The organism is Neorhizobium galegae, from assembly GCF_017877135.1.
In the GTDB taxonomy this organism is placed as follows: Bacteria; Pseudomonadota; Alphaproteobacteria; order Rhizobiales; family Rhizobiaceae; genus Neorhizobium; species Neorhizobium galegae_A.
The window spans coordinates 39,325-56,490 of sequence record NZ_JAGIPH010000008.1 but is presented as its reverse complement, the minus strand read 5'-3'; the positions used below and the strand labels follow the sequence as shown (position 1 = coordinate 56,490).

The window sequence follows — 17,166 nt, the reverse complement described above, 5'->3', positions numbered from 1 at the left end:
CTTACCTCCGGTTCATCTGCTTGGGATCGAGTGCATCACGCAGGCCATCGCCCAAGAGATTGAAGGCAAGGCTGACTGACAGGATCGAAACGCCAGGGAAGGTGACGAGCCACCAGCTGTCCAGCATGTAGCGGCGGCCAGTCGCGATCATGGCGCCCCATTCTGGCATGGGCGGCTGGGCGCCAAGACCCAGGAAACCGAGGCCCGCTGCCGTCAGGATGACGGTTGCCATGTTGAGCGTCAGGCGTATGAGCACCGAAGGCAGGCACATGGGCATGATCGATTTCACGATGATGCGGCTGGTCGAGGCGCCCTGCAGGCGGGCCGCTGCAATATAGTCGGCCTTGCGGAAGGTCATCGCCTCGGCGCGGGCAAGCCGCGCAATCGGCGGCCAGGAGGTGAGCGCGATTGCGATGATCGCATTGTTGAGGCTGGGGCCGAGGGCCGCCACGAAGGCCAGCGACAGGATGAGGCTCGGGAAGGACAGAAAGATGTCGGTGATGCGCATCATCACCGTATCGAACTTGCCGCCCAGATAGCCGGCCGAGGTGCCAATCACGAGGCCGATCGGTCCGACGACGATCGACACCAGGAATATGATGGTGAGCGTGATGCGGGCGCCATAGACAAGGCGGCTGAAGATGTCGCGGCCCAGTTCGTCCGTGCCGAACAGATGGCCGTTGCCCGGCGGCTGCAGCACATTGCCGAGTGCCTGCACGTAAGGGTCATGGGTGGCGATCAGCGGTGCAAAGACCGCTGTGAGGACGAGGATGGCCAGAACGGCAAGGCCGAACAGGGAGGTCGGGCTGCGCATCAGAAAGACGACGATATTCTTCAGCGCGATCAGCCAGCCGGGCAGGCTGCGGGTGTGCGTGTCGGCAGTCATCAGCGGGTCCTGGGGTCAAAGATGCGATAAAGAATGTCGGACAGCAGATTGAGCCCGATGAAGATGACGCCGACGATCAGCACGCAGGTCATCACCGCGTTCATGTCGCCGATGATCAGGTTGCTGGTCAGATACTGGCCGAAGCCCGGCCAGGCGAACACCGTCTCGATCAGCACGGCACCTTCCAGCAGCGACCCATAGGCAAGCGCGATAATGGTGACCAGCTGGACGCGGATATTGCCGAAGGCATGCAGCCAGATGGTCTGTCGCTGCGACAGGCCCTTCACGCGGGCCGTCGTCACATATTCCTGCCCCAGCTGGTCGAGCATGAAGCTGCGGGTCATGCGGGTTATATAGGCGGAGGACGAATAGCCGAGCAGGGCGGCCGGCAGGATCAGGTGATTGAGGGCCGACCAGAAGACATCCATTTCGCCGGCCATCAGGCTGTCGATCAGAAGGAAGCCGGTGCGGTCCTCGACGAGCCCGATGTAGAACTGGTCCATGCGCCCGCTGCCGCCGACAAGGCCGAGATGCGCATAAAAGACGATGAGCGCGATCATGCCGGTCCAGAAGATCGGCATCGAATGGCCGAACAGGCTGAAGACGCGCACGAGGTGATCGGGCCAGCGATCCTTGTTGACGGCCGCCAGGACGCCCATCGACACGCCCAGCAGCGCGCCGATGATGATGGCAAATGTGGCAAGCTCGATGGTGGCCGGCATGACATGCAGGATATCCTGGATGACCGGCTGGCCGGTGCGGATCGAGGTTCCGAAATCCCCCGTCAGCACATCGCCGAGGTAATAGACGAATTGCTCGTAGAGCGGTCGATCAAGGCCGAGCGACGCATAGACCTGTTCATAGGTCTCGCGCGTCGCATCTTCGCCCACCATGGCGCGCACCGGATCGACTGGCATCAGGCGCCCGATGAAGAATGTCAGCATCAACAGACCAAGAAGGGTGATCGCGATACTGCCGAGCTGGCCGGCAAAGCCGGCCACACGCAGGCGGCGGAATAGCATGGTTCCTCCAGACATCGACTGCACACAGGCTCCCATCCTGTCAGACAACTAAGCGGAACCTGTCACAAGCTTCCGGGTGTGTCAAGTCTGTCCGAGGATATGTCGGGGGGGGCGTGACGTCTCCAGACATTCTGGCCCACCGACTTCGGCCAGGCCTGTTTCAGGCTGTCGCCGGCGTTGTCGGCTGCGCAACCAGAAAATCATCGCGGCGGGGCGTGAAATTGTCGATCAGTTCGCCAGCCTCAAGACACCGGCAGCCGTGCTCGACCCCGCCCGGGATGACGAGACTATCCCCAGTTTTCAGTTGATAGGTGATGCCGTCCCGAAAGAACGCGAAGCGCCCGGCCGCCACATAGGTCGATTGAACATGCGGATGACTGTGAAGCTTTCCTTCGGCGCCGGTTTCAAAGCGAAACGACACGACCATCAGTTCCGGACTGTCGGACAGCACGCGGCGCGTAACGCCCGGATCGGGGTGGATGGCGGGAAAGATCGGTAGCGACATGACTGTCTCCTTATGATGTTCGACAATCATATCATACATGAAAGTAAATCTGCCTGACAAGATCGGCCGTCATGCCGGTTGCTGCGCGCGTTCCGCCCGTTGCGACCGCAGAAGTGCCTTGTAGCGCTCAAGGCTGCCGCGCAAATGGGCCTTCATATGGAGACGCGCCGCCTCCGCATCGCCCTCGATGATGGCGTCAACGATCAGGCCGTGTTCTTCCTGGAGATGAAGATTGTAATCCTTCGGGCGCGAGCCCGGCGCCTCTCCCTGCAGGTCGCCGCGCGGGATGATGCCGGTACGGATCAATTGCAGGAATTCTGGAAACCGCCGGTTCTGGGTCGCTTCCGCAATGGCCAAATGCAGATTGAAGTCGGCGTCGCGTGTGGGGGCGCCATCCGCGAGACACTGGCCGACACGGCGATGTGCCTCGAGAATCTCTTCGATCTGGGTGGCCGACCGCCGAAGTGCTGCAAGTGCTGCCGATTCGACCTCGAAAACCGTGCGAAGCTCCAGTAGTTCGATGACAGACGAGATGCGCTGCGTGGCGAGATCGTTGAATGGCCGCTCCGCCTCGGGGCGGATTTCCAGGGCAAAAACGCCGGCACCCTTGCGGGCCTCGACCAGCCCGTCGGCGCGCAGAATGGCAATCGCTTCGCGCACCACGGTTCGGCTGACGGAATATTCCCGCGTCAAGGCGCTTTCGCTTGGCAGGCGGTCTCCGGGACGAAAGGCGCCCGACACGAGGTCCTGCCGCAGCGCAGCGCTGATCCTGGATGCCAGGGATTGCCCCTGCTGGACCTCTGCCTGGGCCTCGTTCACCATTCATACCCCGCAACGTCGATACTTGTCAGGCAAGGTTAGCGAGTTCGCGAAAGTCTGCCAAGAGGGTGGCGGGCATGAACTTGCGGGAAAACTGCCAACGATCTACCCGCCGGAGCGATGGGCCTGCCAGGCGACGATCACGCCGCCAAAGCCGAACAGGGAGAAGATGAGGAAGCTTGCGCCATAATGACCGGTAATCGCGTAGAGAGCGGCGAAGGAGGAGGGGCCGACGATGACGCCGATGAAGGTGTAGACCAGCACCCCGCCGGTGATGGCGCCGACCCGGCCCTCGGGCGCATTGTGGGCGACTTCGGCCAGAAGCACGCCATTCCATCCGATCGTGACGGCACCCATGGCGACAAACACGATGACCTGCACGGCGGTTGGCAGATCGCTGAGCCAGAAGAGGAGCGCATAGCCGAGCCCGCCCAGCAGGCCGAGCAGGGAGAGAGTGACGAAGCCGCCCCCGATGCGGTCTGCGACGACGCCCCAGAAAATGCGTCCCATCGCACCGGCAAGCTGCATGGCGGCTGCAACCGTGCCTGCCGAAAGCAGCGACCATCCGGCATCATGGACCAGTGCGACCACGGCAAAGGCCGAGACCGACAGCTGCATGGCCGAATAGGCAAAGCCGAGCGCCGAGAGCGCGCGAAGCCGCGTGTGGCGCCAGATTGCCGATTGCTCCTCGATCAGCCCGCGCAGCAGGGAGCGCGAGGCGGAAGCCGTCACCGGCTCGGCGGCATGGGTCAGGGAGAGGAGGCCCATGGTCAGAAGTGGCGCAAAGGCCCCTATCATAAGCGCAAGATGCCAGTCGATGAAACGCGACAGGAAGGGAAAGGCAAAGCTTGCCAATATGCCGCCGAGCGGAACGCCCGATTGCTTCAGGGAGAAAACCAGATTGCGTTTGGTGTGCGGTGTCACGCGCGACAGCATTTCCGAGGCGGCAGGGTTGTTCAGCCCGTAGCCGATACCGATGAACAGCGAGGCAAGAACGATGAGCGGGATGCTGGCGGTCGCGATGCCGGCAAAGCCGATCACGAAGCAGACAAGTGCCGCCTGCTCGATGCGGATCGGCCCGAAGCGCTGCACCAGGGTTCCGGCAATCGCCGAGGAAAACATTCCCGCCGTGTAGATCAGGCTGATCTGGTACCCGATCCAGTAGGCGCCGATGCCGAGATCGGTGGCGACCGTGGGGGCAATGGCCGTCAGCGCCAGCACGCTCGCCGTGGCCACGATCTGGATGAGGGTTGCTGCGGCAAGCGTCTGGGCAAGCGAGGAGGCGTGGCGCGCTGGCGGTTGCGACGCCGCGGTCAGATCAGACATGCTTCATTCGATCCTGGGAGACTCATAAGAAGGATATGTACGTACTAATTGATTTGTCCGCAGACCGCAAGCATCCGGTCGGCTTGCGCTGATTTGGCGGTTTTTGTTTGCCTTTCCCGATAAAGAAGGGGAAACACATGCGATGGGATGAACGCGGCCGCTGTGCCGCCAGAGGCGTTGATGGACTTGGAGAGCAAGCGCACGAATTGGAAGCCGGAAGTGGATACGGCGCCGCTTTATCTCCAGGTTGCCCATCACCTGGAGGCGCGGATCGGCAGTGGCGATTATCCGGTTGGTTCACTGCTGCCGACGGAAAACGAGATCGCGGCGGCTCTTGGCGTCAGCCGGCAGACGGTGCGCCAGGCGATCGGCACCTTGCGAAACAAAGGCCGGCTCTCTGCCCGCAAGGGCGTGGGCACGCGGGTGGAGGCGGGCTTTGACCCGGAGCGCAAACGTTTCATCGCGCATTCCCGCTCCGAACTGTTCGAGATTGCCGCCGAAACCGAGCTGGTGATCGACACGAAAGAGGAGATATCGGCGCAGGGCAAGCTGGCGGTGGATCTCGGCTGCCGGCCGGGGCGAAAGTTCCTGCATATGGCCGGCATTCGCTACCCCGGAAACCGCAGCCGTCCGTTTTCCTGGAACGAGGTCTATGTCGATGCCAAGCTGTCGGCGGCCGTCAAGGATCTCACGGTCGCAAGAAGCGCTATCTTCCACTATATCGAACAGTATACCGGCGAAAAGATCCAGGAAATACAGCAGGAAATTCGCCCCATGATCCTCGAGGCCGATGTGGCGGCAAAGCTTGAGGTGAAGGCCGGCGATCTGGCCCTGATGGTCAGCCGGCGTTACTACGGATCCGGCAGGCGGCTGCTCGAATATGCGTTTCAGGTCCTGCCGGCCGAGCGCTTTACCTTTACCACGACATTGCGCGCCGAGGACTAAGGTTCGCTCCTGATCGAGCATCCTCAGGGTGTCTCTCGCCGGAGCTTGCTGGGTGGTCGCGCCTGGTTTCAGCTTGGCCAGACCTTTGGTGCTGCTGCGTAGCCTGTTCTGCCATCCTGTCGCCGCCATTGTCGCGGCTGGTTTGCTGTGCCTCTGCTGCGGCGGCCTTTGCCTGCGTTTTCAGCGTTTGAACCGCGCTTCTGCACATTTCCCCTGCATGTGTTTCCGTCAATTGCATCGAATTTGTGCATGCCCAAACCTGCGCCATTTTCGGCTGGACAGGTCCGGAAAATTTTGCATTAGTTCGTACATATTACGCGGATTACGGGTCTAAAAAGGGGAACTCACAATGGATATCGGCGTCTTCATTCCCATCGGAAACAATGGCTGGCTGATCTCGACCACATCGCCGCAATACATGCCGAGTTTTGAACTGAACAAGCAGATCGTCCAGAAGGCGGAAAAATACGGGCTGGAATTCGCGCTTTCGATGATCAAGTTGCGCGGCTTCGGCGGCAAGGCGGAATTCTGGGATTACAATCTCGAGAGTTTTACCCTGATGGCGAGCCTTGCCAGCGTGACCGAGCGGATCAAGCTATTTGCCTCCACCGCGGTTCTGACCTTGCCCCCGGCCATTGTAGCGCGCATGGCCACGACGATCGACAGCGTGGCGCCGGGTCGTTTTGGCGTCAACATCGTCTCCGGCTGGCAGATGGCGGAATATGACCAGATGGGCATGTGGCCGGGCAATGACTATTTCGGCTATCGCTATGATTATTCGACCGAATACGTCCACATCATGAAGGAACTCTGGGCCAACGGCGCCTGCAGTTTCGACGGCAAATACTTCACCATGAAGGATTGCATGATGAAGCCGACGCCAGCCAACAAGATCGAGATCGTGGCGGCGGGCCAGAGCCCGCGCGGCATGGAATTTGCCGCCGAATATGCCGATTATAATTTCGTCATGGGCTCGGGCATCAACACGCCGACAGCTTATGCCCCCAACAATGCCAAGCTGCTGGATGCCGCTGCCAAGACCGGCCGCGATGTCGGTGCCTACGTGCTCTTCATGGTGATCGCCGACGAGACGGACGAACTGGCCAAGGCCAAGTGGGAAAGCTACCGTGCCGGCGCTGATGTCGATGCTCTAGCCTGGATGGCCGATCAGGGCAGCAAGGACGCTGCAGCCGACAGCACGTCCACCGCCAAGCACATCAACCTGCCCGAGGGTGCGGTCAACTTCAACATGGGCACCCTTGTCGGCTCCTATGCCTCCGTTGCCCGCATGCTCGATGAAGCCGGCAGCGTTCCCGGCACGAAGGGCATCATGCTGACCTTCGACGATTTCCTGGTCGGCCTCGATCAGTTCGGTGAGCGCATCCAGCCTCTGATGGCATCGCGCACCATGGGCCAGATCGCAGCCGAGTAAGGATATGAGCATGCCCGCTGCCGAGGCGTCCGTTCAATCGCATCTCGCAGCGGGCGAGGCACTGGATCCACTGACCCTGATCGATCCGGGAGCGGCGGATCGTCGCTTTGATTATGCCGCCGTCGTATCCTGCACGCTGGAGGCGGCGCCGATTGAAGCCGCCGCGTCTGTCATGCCGCCACGGCAGGCGGGTGTCGATGAACTCCTATCGGCCTATGCGGGCGGACATCTGACGCCGTCCGACGTTCTCGGCGAATTGTCGAGCGCCATCTCGGCGACGAGGGCTGGGCATGAGGCGGTACTGCGTCTCGTGCCCGGCGCGTTGGAGGCTGCGCGCGACAGTGATCTCCGCTTCCGCCGCGGCACGGCGCGCCCCCTGGAGGGCATTCCCTTCGGCGTGAAGGACATCATCGACGTCGCGGATGCCACGGTGACCTCCGGTTCGCATTTTACCGGCAACCGCATTGCGCCTGCCGATGCCGCAGCGGTTGCGGAGCTGCGCGCGGTCGGCGCCATTCCCTTCTGCATGACGGCAACCACGGAATTTGCCACGGGCTCGCCGCACAATCCGCGTTTCGGCACCGTGACCAATCCCTGGGACGAAACGCGCTGGACAGGTGGTTCGTCCACCGGATCGGGTGCCGGGTTGGCGGCCCGGTTGATGCCGCTTGCGCTTGGTTCCGATACCGGTGGCTCGATCCGCGTTCCTTCCTGCTGGTGCGGAACGACGGGGTTGAAGCCCAGCCGTGAACGGGTCTCGCGCCGGGGCGTCGCGCCGCTCTCCTGGACGCTGGATCATATCGGCCCGATGGCCCGTTCTGCGCGCGATATCGCCCGCGTCCTGCCTTTTATGACGGCTGAGCCGGATCAGGTACTTGCGGACCAGTGTCGGGATGTTCTCGGCAATGCGTCCGTGGATGGGCTTCGTCTCGGTGTGCCGGTCAACTGGTTCATCGAAGAGGTCGATGATGCCGTTCTTGCCAACTGGCAAAGCGCGCTCAAGACCCTGGAAGGGCTGGGATGCACTCTGGTGCCGCTCCCGGCCCTTGATATCGGTGCGGGCCACGAGGCGGGCTGGGTGATCCTGCAATGCGAACTGGCCGCCCTGCATTCGCCTCGGCTCGATCGATCCGACCTGTTCGACAAGGGCCTGCTGCACCGGCTGAACAATGGCCTTCAGGTCTTGGCGCTTGACTATATCAGGGCGCTGCAGGTGCGCGCTGAGGCGCAGGCCGGTTTCCTGAAAGCCATGGCCGATGTGGATCTGGTGGTGACGCCCGGCATCGGCGGCGAGGCCGGCCGGTTCGACAGCCTGACGGTTGATGTGAATGGCATGGCGAAATCGTTCCAGGAGGTGATTTCCCGCAATACCATGATTTTTGATGTGACCGGGCTGCCGGCGCTCATGCTGCCCTCGGGCTTTGGCCGGTGCGGCCTGCCCACCGGCATCCAGATCGTCGGCCGGCCTCGGGCCGATGCTCTGTGCCTGCGGCTGGGGGCTGCCTTCCAGGAGGCCACGGATTTCCACAGACAGACGCCACCGGGGCTCCTGTCATGAACCGACCCTCCCTTCCAACAGTTGGTTTCAATGAACTCAGTGCGTCCGATGCGCTCGCCCTTATGCGCGAGGATCGCCTGACGGCCCGTGAGCTTGTGGAAGCGTGTCTGCGCCGCATCCGCGAACGCGATGGCGATGTGAAGGCGTGGCTCGCCATCAACCCCCAGGCCCTTTCGGAGGCTGGCCGTCTCGATCGTCTGCCTGCGGAAATGCGCGGGCGCCTGCATGGGCTGCCGATTGCGGTGAAGGATGTGTTTGATACCCGCGATCTGGCGACGACCTATAATTCGCCGCTCTATGACGGCTTCCAGCCGGCTGCCGATGCAGCCGTTGTCGATCTTCTGCGTTCCGAGGGCGCCATTCTTCTGGGCAAGACCGACACGACGGAATTTGCAGCCGCCGGGCGCAACGCGCTGACCGGCAATCCGCATGACCTGACGCGGACCTCCAGCGGGTCTTCGGCCGGATCGGCGGCCGCCGTTGCCGATTGCCACGTGCCCCTGGCGCTTGCCACGCAGACGGGCGGTTCGACCATCCGTCCCGGTTCCTTCTGCGGCGTGTTTGCCTTCAAGCCGAGTTTCGGCCGTGTCAGTCGCGAAGGCGTCAAGCTCTACGCAATCAGCTTCGATACGGTGGGCTGGTACGCGCGCAGCGTGGCGGATCTGGCGGTCCTTGCTTCTGTTTTAGGGCTCGACGAGCCGCTTGACGTGGTGCAGGACAAAACATTTCTGCGCATCGCCCTTACCACTGGCCCCTATCGCGATCGCCTGCAGCCGGAAAGCCTGGAGGCTTTGGATCTTGCGGCGAGACGCCTGCGGGCTGCCGGCCATCAGGTCAATCTTTTGGATCTGCCTGCAGATTTCGCCATGCTTGACCACCATCACCGGGTGATCCTGCACCGGGAAGGGCAGGCTGCGTTTCGCAATCTTGCCCTTCGCCATGGCGCCGCGCTTCACGATGATTTCCATCACCGGGTAGACAATCGCGATGGATCGACGCTGTCCGATCTGAGGCAAGCCTATGACGCCATGGCGCTCGCGCGGATCGATTTTGACCGGCTGGTGGCCTCTTACGATCTACTCATTGCGCCAAGCGCACCGGGCTTTGCGCCGGTCGGACGGATCCCCGGAGATCCGGTCTTCAACGCCTCTTGGACACTGCTTGGCGTGCCGTGCCTGAATGTGCCGCTGCCTCTCTGCGAGCCCTCGCTGCCGGTGGGTGTGACATTGATCGGTCCCCGTTTTTCAGACAGCCACCTGCTGGCAAACGCCGCCCGCCTTGCCCCCGTTCTTCAGGCACAACCTGCGGACGACGTGCATGGCCCGGCGACGTAGCCAGCTGCACTTGGGTCGCCGGAGTTACAGGCCGGTCGTCATCAGCGCTGGGATCTGCTGCTCGAAATATGTCGAAAACGACGCGATGCGGGGCGGCAATGTCTGGTAGGGCGGATAATAGAGGGTCAGCCAAAGATCCGGGGGCGACCAGTTCTGAAGGACATGCACCAGCCGCCCCGTCTTCAGATGTTCGGCAATATGGAAGCCCGGCAACAGGGCGACGCCCGCGCCATCCGCCGCCATGTCGGCCAGCACTTCGCCGCTATTGGCGCTGAAGGCACGGCCTGCCGATATGGTGTGGGTCGAGGCGCCGTCCGACAGGATCCAGTTTTCGCGGCGGCTTTCGCCGCTATAGGCCAGGCAGTCGTCCGGTGCCAGTTCGCCGGGGTGCTGCATGTCGACGAAGCGACTTCTCGGGGCTGCCACCAGGATCCGCGGCACGATGCGGATCTTTCGCCAGATCGTGAACTTGTCCGAGGGCTGGGAGGAGATGCGGATCGCCAGATCGAAATCGTCGTCGACGATATCGACCAGCGCATCCGAGAGGGAAATCTCGAAACTGATCAACGGATGGAGTTGGCGAAAGCCGGACAGGATCGGTGGCAGAACCGCTTTGCCGAACCAGGTCGGCGCGCTGATCCTCAGGCGGCCCTGATCGGCCTTGTGGGCATTGCGCACATCCTTGCGCGCGCTGTCGAGGGCTGCGATGGCGGGCTGGATCTGGGCGGCGAACACCGCGCCATCGGTGGTCAGCGATACCTGACGCGTGGTGCGCACGAAAAGCTGAACTCCCAGATCCGCTTCGAGGGCGGCAATCGCGCGGGTCACCGCAGCCGGCGTCATATCCAATTCACGCGCCACCTGGGCGAAGCTGCGCTTTTCAGCCGCCAGAAGGAACGTCTTTAGCGCCTTGTAATCGTTCATGGCATTGTTTCATCTGCGATAATTTATCGTGAAATTTTATTGCAGTTTCGCTATCGCCGCAAGCGCGGCCGGAAGATGCGTCCGTATGGGCAGGCAGTCGTTGGACAGAGGCAGGCGAGGCGGATGGTCCGGCGTGGCAAAGAGGGCTGGGTGGCCCCGGCGACGGGCCGCTTGACGATAAGACCGGTGAGATCTGTCCACGCTGCGCGCGCACGCCACCGCGAATCTGCGCAAGTCGGCGTCATGTTCCGGCGCATTTTTTCGGCAAATGCCCTGTCTGGCGCAGTGGTGAAAAAAGGTGCGGACAGGCCCCGTCAATGGCCTTTACAAATGATATAAAGTGATAACAATAGGCAATGAAGAAACCCGTTGCCGCTGGGGATAAGTCCGAATGGACAATGTAGCGGACGGCGGATGAGATACTGGAGGCCCAAATGGAAATGTCGTCGCTTACCGCTCGTCAGCTGTATGAGCAGGCCAAGGCCAACCCCACGCGCAAGCGCTTCGGCTTCGGCCGCAAGCCGATGTTGATCAATATCGATCTGCAGTGTGCCTATACATCGCTCGGCGAATTCGTCACGGCCTACGAGACGGATCCGAAGCAGCTCGATTACGTCAATACGCTTGCCCAGCTGGCGCGGGACAAGGGCCTGCCGGTCACCTGGACCTATGTGGCCTATATGGAATCGGGCGAGGACTGCGGCGTCTGGGGCACGCGAACCAATACGCCGGACTCGCTGCAGAACATCAAGGTTGGCTCGCGCCGCGCCGAGTTCGATCCGCGCCTCAAGATCGATCACGTCAAGGATGTGGTCATCAACAAGCGGATGGCCTCGCCCTTCCATGAAACCAATCTGCAGTCGCTGATGGTCTGGCACCAGTGCGACACGGTGGTGATCACCGGCGGCTCGACATCCGGCTGCGTCAGGGCCTGTGTCGTGGATTCCATATCGCGTGGCTACCGCGTCATCGTCCCCGAAGAATGCGTGGCCGACAAGCATGAGAGCCCGCATTTCGCCAACCTCTATGATATCGCGATCAAGTATGGCGACGTCATTCCGGTCGCCGACGCGATTGCCTGGTACGAGGCCTATCAGCCGGAGGCTCGCTGAGATGGCCGGCGAACCCATGAAGTCGGATCTTGGGCTTTACGATTATCTGCCCTGGCCGAACCGTCCGAAAATCGTCTGGCCGGGCAACAAGAAGATCGCCGTCTGGATCGCGCCCAATATCGAGTTTTACGAGTATAATCCGCCCAACAACCCGACACGCACGCCCTGGGCGCGGCCGAACCCGGATGTGCTGCAATATTCGCACCGCGATTACGGCAACCGGGCCGGCTGGCAGCGGATGATGGCGGCGATGGATCGCGCCGGCTTTCGCGGTTCGGTTTCGCTGAATGTCGCCCTTTGCGATCACCATCCGGAGATCATCAAGGCCTGCGCCGATCGCGGCTGGGAGTTCTTCTCCCACGGCATCTACAACACACGCTATGTCTATAATCTCGACATCGAACAGGAGCGCGAAATCATTCGCGATGCCTTCGATACCGTGCACAAGCATACGGGGCAGGAGCTTGCCGGCTGGCTTTCTCCGGCGCTGTCCAACAATTTCTGGACCATGGACATCCTGTCGGAAGCCGGCATCCAGTATACCTGCGACATGTTCCATGACGACCAGCCGATGCCCGTCAAGGTGAAGTCCGGCAAGCTGATCTCGATGCCCTATTCGCTCGAGATGAACGACGTCATCGTCTACAACACGCAGAAGGTCACGCCGCGCCACTATGGCGAAATGATCAAGCGGCAGTTCGATCAGCTTTACAAGGAAGGCGATGAGAGCGGCACGGTGATGTGCATTCCGCTGCATCCCTATCTGGTGGGCCAGCCACACCGGATCGATGCCTTTGCCGAAGCCATCGAATATATCGCAGGCCATGACGGTGTGTGGCAGACCACCGGTCGCGAAATCGCTGCGGCCTATCATGCAAGCGGCGCCTATGACGCCATGAGTGCGGCGATGGCTGCCCACAATGCCGGCAAGGAGGCACGCTGATGTCCATGCCCGATGATTACCTGAAATATCCCGAACGCCATCACGGCATGGACCAGGACCGTTACCCCTGGAGCGATCTGTTCCAGCGTGCGCCGATTGCCTGGCCGAACGGTGCGCGGATTGCCCTGTCTATCGTCACGCATGTGCAGCACTTCCCGCTCGACATGCCGTCCAAGCCCTTCAAGGCGCCGGGCGCGCTGTCGATGCCCTATCCTGATTTTCGCTATTACACCAACCGCGATTACGGCAATCGCGTCGGCATCTTCCGGATCCTCAGGCTGCTTGGCGAAAAGGGTCTGAAAGCGAGCTTTGCCATCAACGGCATTATTGCCAGCCGCTATCCGGCGCTGGTGGATGCGGTGACAGAGGGCGGGCATGAGGTGGTCGCCCACGGGCTCGATATGGGCAAGGTTCACCATTCCGGCCTGTCGCGGGACGAGGAAAACGCCATTATCGCCGAGGCTCTGTCCCTGCTTCGGGAAAAGACCGGGCAGGCCGTCACGGGGTGGCTGTCGCCCGGCCGCGCGCAGGGCTTCAACACGCCGGACCTGCTTGCGCAAAACGGTGTGAGCTACGGCCTCGACTGGGCAAACGACGATCTTCCTTATGAAATGCGCACGGACAACGGCCCGCTGATGGCCATGCCCATGGCCTATGAGACGGATGACCGGGTGGTTGCGGACGAATATTTCCAGTCGGAGGCGGACTGGGCGCAGCAGGTGAAGGACCGCTTCGACGTGCTCTACCGCGAAAGCGCCGATTATGGCGGCCGAATCATGAGCCTGCCCATCCATACCTGGGTCTCCGGCATGCCTTACCGCATCGAATATCTGCGTGACGTGCTTGATTACATCCTGTCGCATGAGGGCGTGTGGACCGCATCGACGGGCGACATCTGCGCCGCATTTCGCAAGGCCGGCCAGCCGGCCTGACCGCGCGGGCAAGGGCCCTGAACCCTTCGCCCTCGGCAGCGACATCGAACGGAAAGACTGAAACACCATGGCGCATGTTGATGCACCACGAACAATGCTGGGCAAGATCTGGGATGAGCATGAGATATTGCGCCATCCCTCCGGCCCATCCTTGCTCTACATCGACCGGGACATGATCCACGAAGGCAGTTTCCATGCCTTTGCGGATCTGAAGCGTCGCGGCATGAAGCCGCGCCGCCCGAAGCAGATCTTTGGCGTGGCCGATCATTATGTGCCGACGCTTGGGCGTACATCGAGCGCGGCGGCAAGCCCGGCCATTGCCCATATGATCGACACGTTCGACGAAAACATGGAATGGGGTGGCGTGCGCCATTTCGGCCTCACCAGCCGCGCGCAGGGCATCGTGCATGTCGTGGCCCCCGAGCAGGGGATCACGCTGCCGGGCCTCACCATCGTTTGTTCCGACAGCCATACCTCGACGCAAGGGGCGCTCGGGGCCATCGCCTTCGGCATCGGCCAGTCCGAAAATGCCCATGTGCTTGCCACGCAGACCATCTGGCAGCTGCGCCCGAAGACCATGCGGGTGACGATCAATGGCAGACTGGGCCACGGGGTTACCGCCAAGGACGTCATGCTGGCGCTGATTGCGCGCATCGGCGCTGCCGGTGCCGGCGGTCATGCCATCGAATTTGCCGGGCAGGTCGTGCGGGACATGTCGATCGAGGGGCGGCTGACGCTCTGCAACATGTCGATCGAGGCGGCGGCACGGTTCGGCATGGTCGCACCAGACGAGACGACCTTTGCCTATGTCCGTGGCCGCAATTATGCACCGAACGATGGCGAATGGGAGGGTGCGGTCAGCCATTGGCGCAGTCTGGTGAGCGACGCGGATGCCGAGTTCGACCGCGAGATCGTCATGGATGGTTCCGATATCGCGCCGATGGTCACCTGGGGCACAAGCCCGGAAGATGCCCTTTCGATCGAGGACCGCGTGCCGGATCCGGCAAGCTTCGAGAGTGCCGACAAGCGCAAGGCGGTCGAAAAATCGCTGGACTATATGGAGCTTGCTCCCGGCACGGCGCTGTCCGGGCTGAAGCTCGACAAGGTGTTCATCGGCTCCTGCACCAATAGCCGTATCGAGGATCTGCGCGCGGCCGCCGCCATCCTGAAGGGCCGCAAGGCGACCATTCCAGCCATTGTCGTGCCGGGCTCCACCCAGGTGAAGGAACAGGCGGAACGCGAAGGTCTGGCGGCCATCTTCCGCGATGCGGGTTTCGAATGGCGCGATTCGGGCTGTTCCATGTGCGCGGCGATGAATGGCGACGTCGTCGGCCCGGGCGAACGCTGTGCCTCGACCTCCAACCGGAATTTCGTCGGCCGCCAGGGGCCGGGCGCGCGCACCCATCTGGTGAGCCCCGCCATGGCGGCGGCAGCGGCCATCCATGGCTGTCTCACCGACGTGCGCAGGATTTGAAGGACGCGATAATGAAAGCCTTTACCCGCGAAACATCCACCGTCGCCGTCATTCCCGGTGTCAATTGCGATACCGACCAGATCATTCCCGGCCGCTTTCTGAAGGCCGACAGGGCGCAGGGCTACGGACAATTCCTGTTTCACGATATCCGCCGCACGGATGCCCACGAACTGGACCCGGCATTCCCGCTCAACCGGCCGGGCGCCGAGCGCTCGACCGTTCTTCTGGTCGAAGACAATTTCGGCTGCGGATCATCGCGAGAAGGCGCCGTTTATGCGCTTGTCGATCATGGCATCCGCGCGCTGATCGGGCCGAGTTTTGGCGACATCTTCTTCAACAATGCGCTGAAGAACGGTCTCGTGCCGGTTCGGCTGGCAGCGGACCAGTGCCAAAGTCTCGCAGAGCATCTCAACCGCTTTCCGGATGCCGAAGTCACGGTCGATCTGGCCGCTTCCGAGCTGATCCTGCCCGGCAATCTCGGCCGGCATCCCATCATCATCGATGCTTTCGCTCGCGAGTGCATTCTGCAGGGTCTCGACGAGATCGAGATGACATTCACCTACATGGACAAAATCAAGGCTTTCGAGAGCGATCGAATGGCTTCGCATGCCTGGCTGGCCCGTTGACGGGCGGATCAGCAGGAAACCATCGCCGTCACAAAAAAACTGGGAGCATAAAAAGATGACCTACAAGATTGATCGCCGCGACCTGTTGAAGGTGTCCGGCGCTATGGTGGCCGGTCTTGCCGCGCCGACCATCCTTCGGGCGCAGACATCCACCATCAAGGTTGGTGTCATCGAGCCTTTGACCGGCAACCTCGCCTATAACGGCACGCAGAGTGCAGCCGGTGCGAAATTTGCCGCCGAAGCCATCAACGCGGCAGGTGGCATCAAGAGCATGGGCGGTCGCAAGATCGAACTGGTAATCGTCGATGCGCAGAGCCGTCCGGAATCCGCGGCAGCCGGTGTTGATACGCTCGTACAGGCTGGTGCCTGCGCGTTTACGGGTGCAACCGCCTCGGCGCTTGGTCTGGCCTCTTCGCAAGCCGCGGCCAAGTACAATCTGGCCCAGGTCTTCTCCATCGGCACGGCCGAAACGGTCGTATCGCGCGGCTTGCCGAACGTCTTCCGCTTCACGCCGGGCGTCAACAAGTGCACGAGCGTCGCGCTCGAAAACCTGAAGCTCCTGAACCAGGGCGCCGGGAATGTCGTCAAGACGGCTGCCATCGTCCATGAAGACGGCCCCTTCGGCTCCAATATGGCCAAGATCCTGGCCGAACAGCTGCCGAAGCAGGGTATTGAGGTGGTCGAGACCATTTCCCACCCCACCCCGCAGCGTGACTTCTCCAACATCGCGCTGCGCGTGAAGGCGTCAAAGGCCGATATCCTGATCCCGTCCAACTACCTCAACGAATACACGCTGATGGCGCGGGCTCTCAACCAGCAGCGCGTGGAACTGAAGGCGATCTATTCCATCCTGGGCGGCGCTGCTTCCAACATCAAGTTCGTGCGCGAAAACAACGAAGTCGCCCAGTACGTGATGGACTGCAATCACTGGTACGACCCCACCAAGGATGAATCGAAGGCGCTTGCCGCCAAGGTTGCCGAAGCCAAGCTCGACATGACCTATGACATCATGGTCTCCTATGCGACCATTCAGGTCATCGCCGATGCTCTGGAACGCGGCGCTTCCGACGATCGCCAGAAGATGATCGAAGCGCTGGCCGCCTCGACCTTTGACAAGTCGATCATGCCCTATGGTGCCACCAAGTTCGTCAACGGCGATAACGTCAACTCGCAGCCGGTCAACACGCAGATCCGCGGCGACAAGATCGAACTGGTGTTCCCGAAGCAGTATGCGAGCGCCGAAGCCGTCTTCCCGATCCCGGCGAAGAAGTGATGTGATCCCGCCTCCGGGACGATAATCCCGGAGGCGTTCTTCCTGAGACGGAGAG

Annotated in this window: 16 protein-coding genes; 10 read left to right on the top strand and 6 right to left on the bottom strand. The window is 61.7% G+C overall.

Going from position 1 to position 17,166, the window contains the following annotated elements:
- Nucleotide 1: 1 nt before the first annotated feature.
- The 5 genes from J2858_RS19940 to J2858_RS19920 all read right to left on the bottom strand — a co-directional run bounded on the left by J2858_RS19940 (nt 2) and on the right by J2858_RS19920 (nt 4,558).
- On the bottom strand, nt 2–886 hold the full coding sequence (locus tag J2858_RS19940) for an ABC transporter permease (protein ID WP_210106618.1): 885 nt from the start codon (nt 884–886) through the stop codon (nt 2–4).
- The gene (locus J2858_RS19935; RefSeq protein ID WP_210106617.1) at nt 886–1,908 is read right to left on the bottom strand and encodes an ABC transporter permease; all 1,023 of its coding nucleotides are present in this window, start codon (nt 1,906–1,908) and stop codon (nt 886–888) included. Before J2858_RS19935 ends, J2858_RS19940 begins: the two co-directional genes overlap by 1 nt.
- A 160-nt stretch (nt 1,909–2,068) precedes the next feature.
- Nucleotides 2,069–2,413, bottom strand: coding sequence for a cupin domain-containing protein (locus J2858_RS19930; RefSeq protein WP_245366823.1), 345 nt, complete (start codon nt 2,411–2,413; stop codon nt 2,069–2,071).
- A 69-nt stretch (nt 2,414–2,482) separates the two neighbouring features.
- A complete protein-coding gene (locus J2858_RS19925; protein WP_210106616.1) occupies nt 2,483–3,235 on the bottom strand; it encodes a FadR/GntR family transcriptional regulator in 753 nt (250 codons plus the stop codon).
- Between the two features lie 102 nt (nt 3,236–3,337).
- The gene (locus J2858_RS19920) at nt 3,338–4,558 is read right to left on the bottom strand and encodes an MFS transporter (protein WP_210106615.1); all 1,221 of its coding nucleotides are present in this window, start codon (nt 4,556–4,558) and stop codon (nt 3,338–3,340) included.
- 180 nt (nt 4,559–4,738) lie between these two features.
- Between J2858_RS19920 and J2858_RS19915 the strand changes: the two genes are divergently transcribed.
- The 4 genes from J2858_RS19915 (at nt 4,739) to J2858_RS19900 (ending at nt 9,827) form a co-directional block, all read left to right on the top strand.
- Nucleotides 4,739–5,503, top strand: a complete 765-nt coding sequence (locus J2858_RS19915) for a GntR family transcriptional regulator (protein WP_210106614.1) — start codon at nt 4,739–4,741, stop codon at nt 5,501–5,503.
- 349 nt (nt 5,504–5,852) lie between these two features.
- Nucleotides 5,853–6,935, top strand: coding sequence for a pyrimidine utilization protein A (rutA, locus tag J2858_RS19910; protein WP_210106613.1), 1,083 nt, complete (start codon nt 5,853–5,855; stop codon nt 6,933–6,935).
- Nucleotides 6,936–6,945: 10 nt separating this feature from the next.
- On the top strand, nt 6,946–8,493 hold the full coding sequence (locus tag J2858_RS19905; RefSeq protein ID WP_210106612.1) for an amidase: 1,548 nt from the start codon (nt 6,946–6,948) through the stop codon (nt 8,491–8,493).
- Nucleotides 8,490–9,827 (top strand): amidase, encoded by a 1,338-nt coding sequence (locus J2858_RS19900; protein ID WP_210106611.1) that lies wholly within the window; start codon nt 8,490–8,492, stop codon nt 9,825–9,827. Before J2858_RS19905 ends, J2858_RS19900 begins: the two co-directional genes overlap by 4 nt.
- A 24-nt stretch (nt 9,828–9,851) precedes the next feature.
- Here the strand turns inward: J2858_RS19900 and J2858_RS19895 are convergent, their stop codons facing one another.
- A complete protein-coding gene (locus tag J2858_RS19895) occupies nt 9,852–10,751 on the bottom strand; it encodes a LysR family transcriptional regulator (protein WP_210106610.1) in 900 nt (299 codons plus the stop codon).
- A gap of 434 nt (nt 10,752–11,185) precedes the next feature.
- Between J2858_RS19895 and J2858_RS19890 the strand changes: the two genes are divergently transcribed.
- From J2858_RS19890 to J2858_RS19865, 6 genes are all read left to right on the top strand, one after another.
- A complete protein-coding gene (locus J2858_RS19890) occupies nt 11,186–11,863 on the top strand; it encodes an isochorismatase family protein (protein WP_210106609.1) in 678 nt (225 codons plus the stop codon).
- A gap of 1 nt (nt 11,864) precedes the next feature.
- Entirely contained in the window at nt 11,865–12,806 is a 942-nt protein-coding gene (locus J2858_RS19885; RefSeq protein WP_210106608.1) for a polysaccharide deacetylase family protein, read from the top strand.
- A complete protein-coding gene (locus J2858_RS19880) occupies nt 12,806–13,738 on the top strand; it encodes a polysaccharide deacetylase family protein (RefSeq protein ID WP_210106607.1) in 933 nt (310 codons plus the stop codon). The genes J2858_RS19885 and J2858_RS19880 overlap by 1 nt, the downstream gene beginning before the upstream one ends.
- Before the next feature lie 67 nt (nt 13,739–13,805).
- Nucleotides 13,806–15,212 carry a 3-isopropylmalate dehydratase large subunit gene (gene leuC / locus J2858_RS19875; RefSeq protein WP_210106606.1) on the top strand — a complete coding sequence of 469 codons (1,407 nt, stop codon included), beginning with the start codon at nt 13,806–13,808 and terminating at the stop codon, nt 15,210–15,212.
- A gap of 11 nt (nt 15,213–15,223) precedes the next feature.
- Nucleotides 15,224–15,838: a 3-isopropylmalate dehydratase small subunit gene (gene leuD, locus J2858_RS19870; RefSeq protein WP_210106605.1), complete on the top strand. Its 615-nt coding sequence runs from the start codon at nt 15,224–15,226 to the stop codon at nt 15,836–15,838.
- 55 nt (nt 15,839–15,893) lie between these two features.
- A complete protein-coding gene (locus tag J2858_RS19865; protein ID WP_210106604.1) occupies nt 15,894–17,111 on the top strand; it encodes an ABC transporter substrate-binding protein in 1,218 nt (405 codons plus the stop codon).
- Nucleotides 17,112–17,166: the final 55 nt, after the last annotated feature.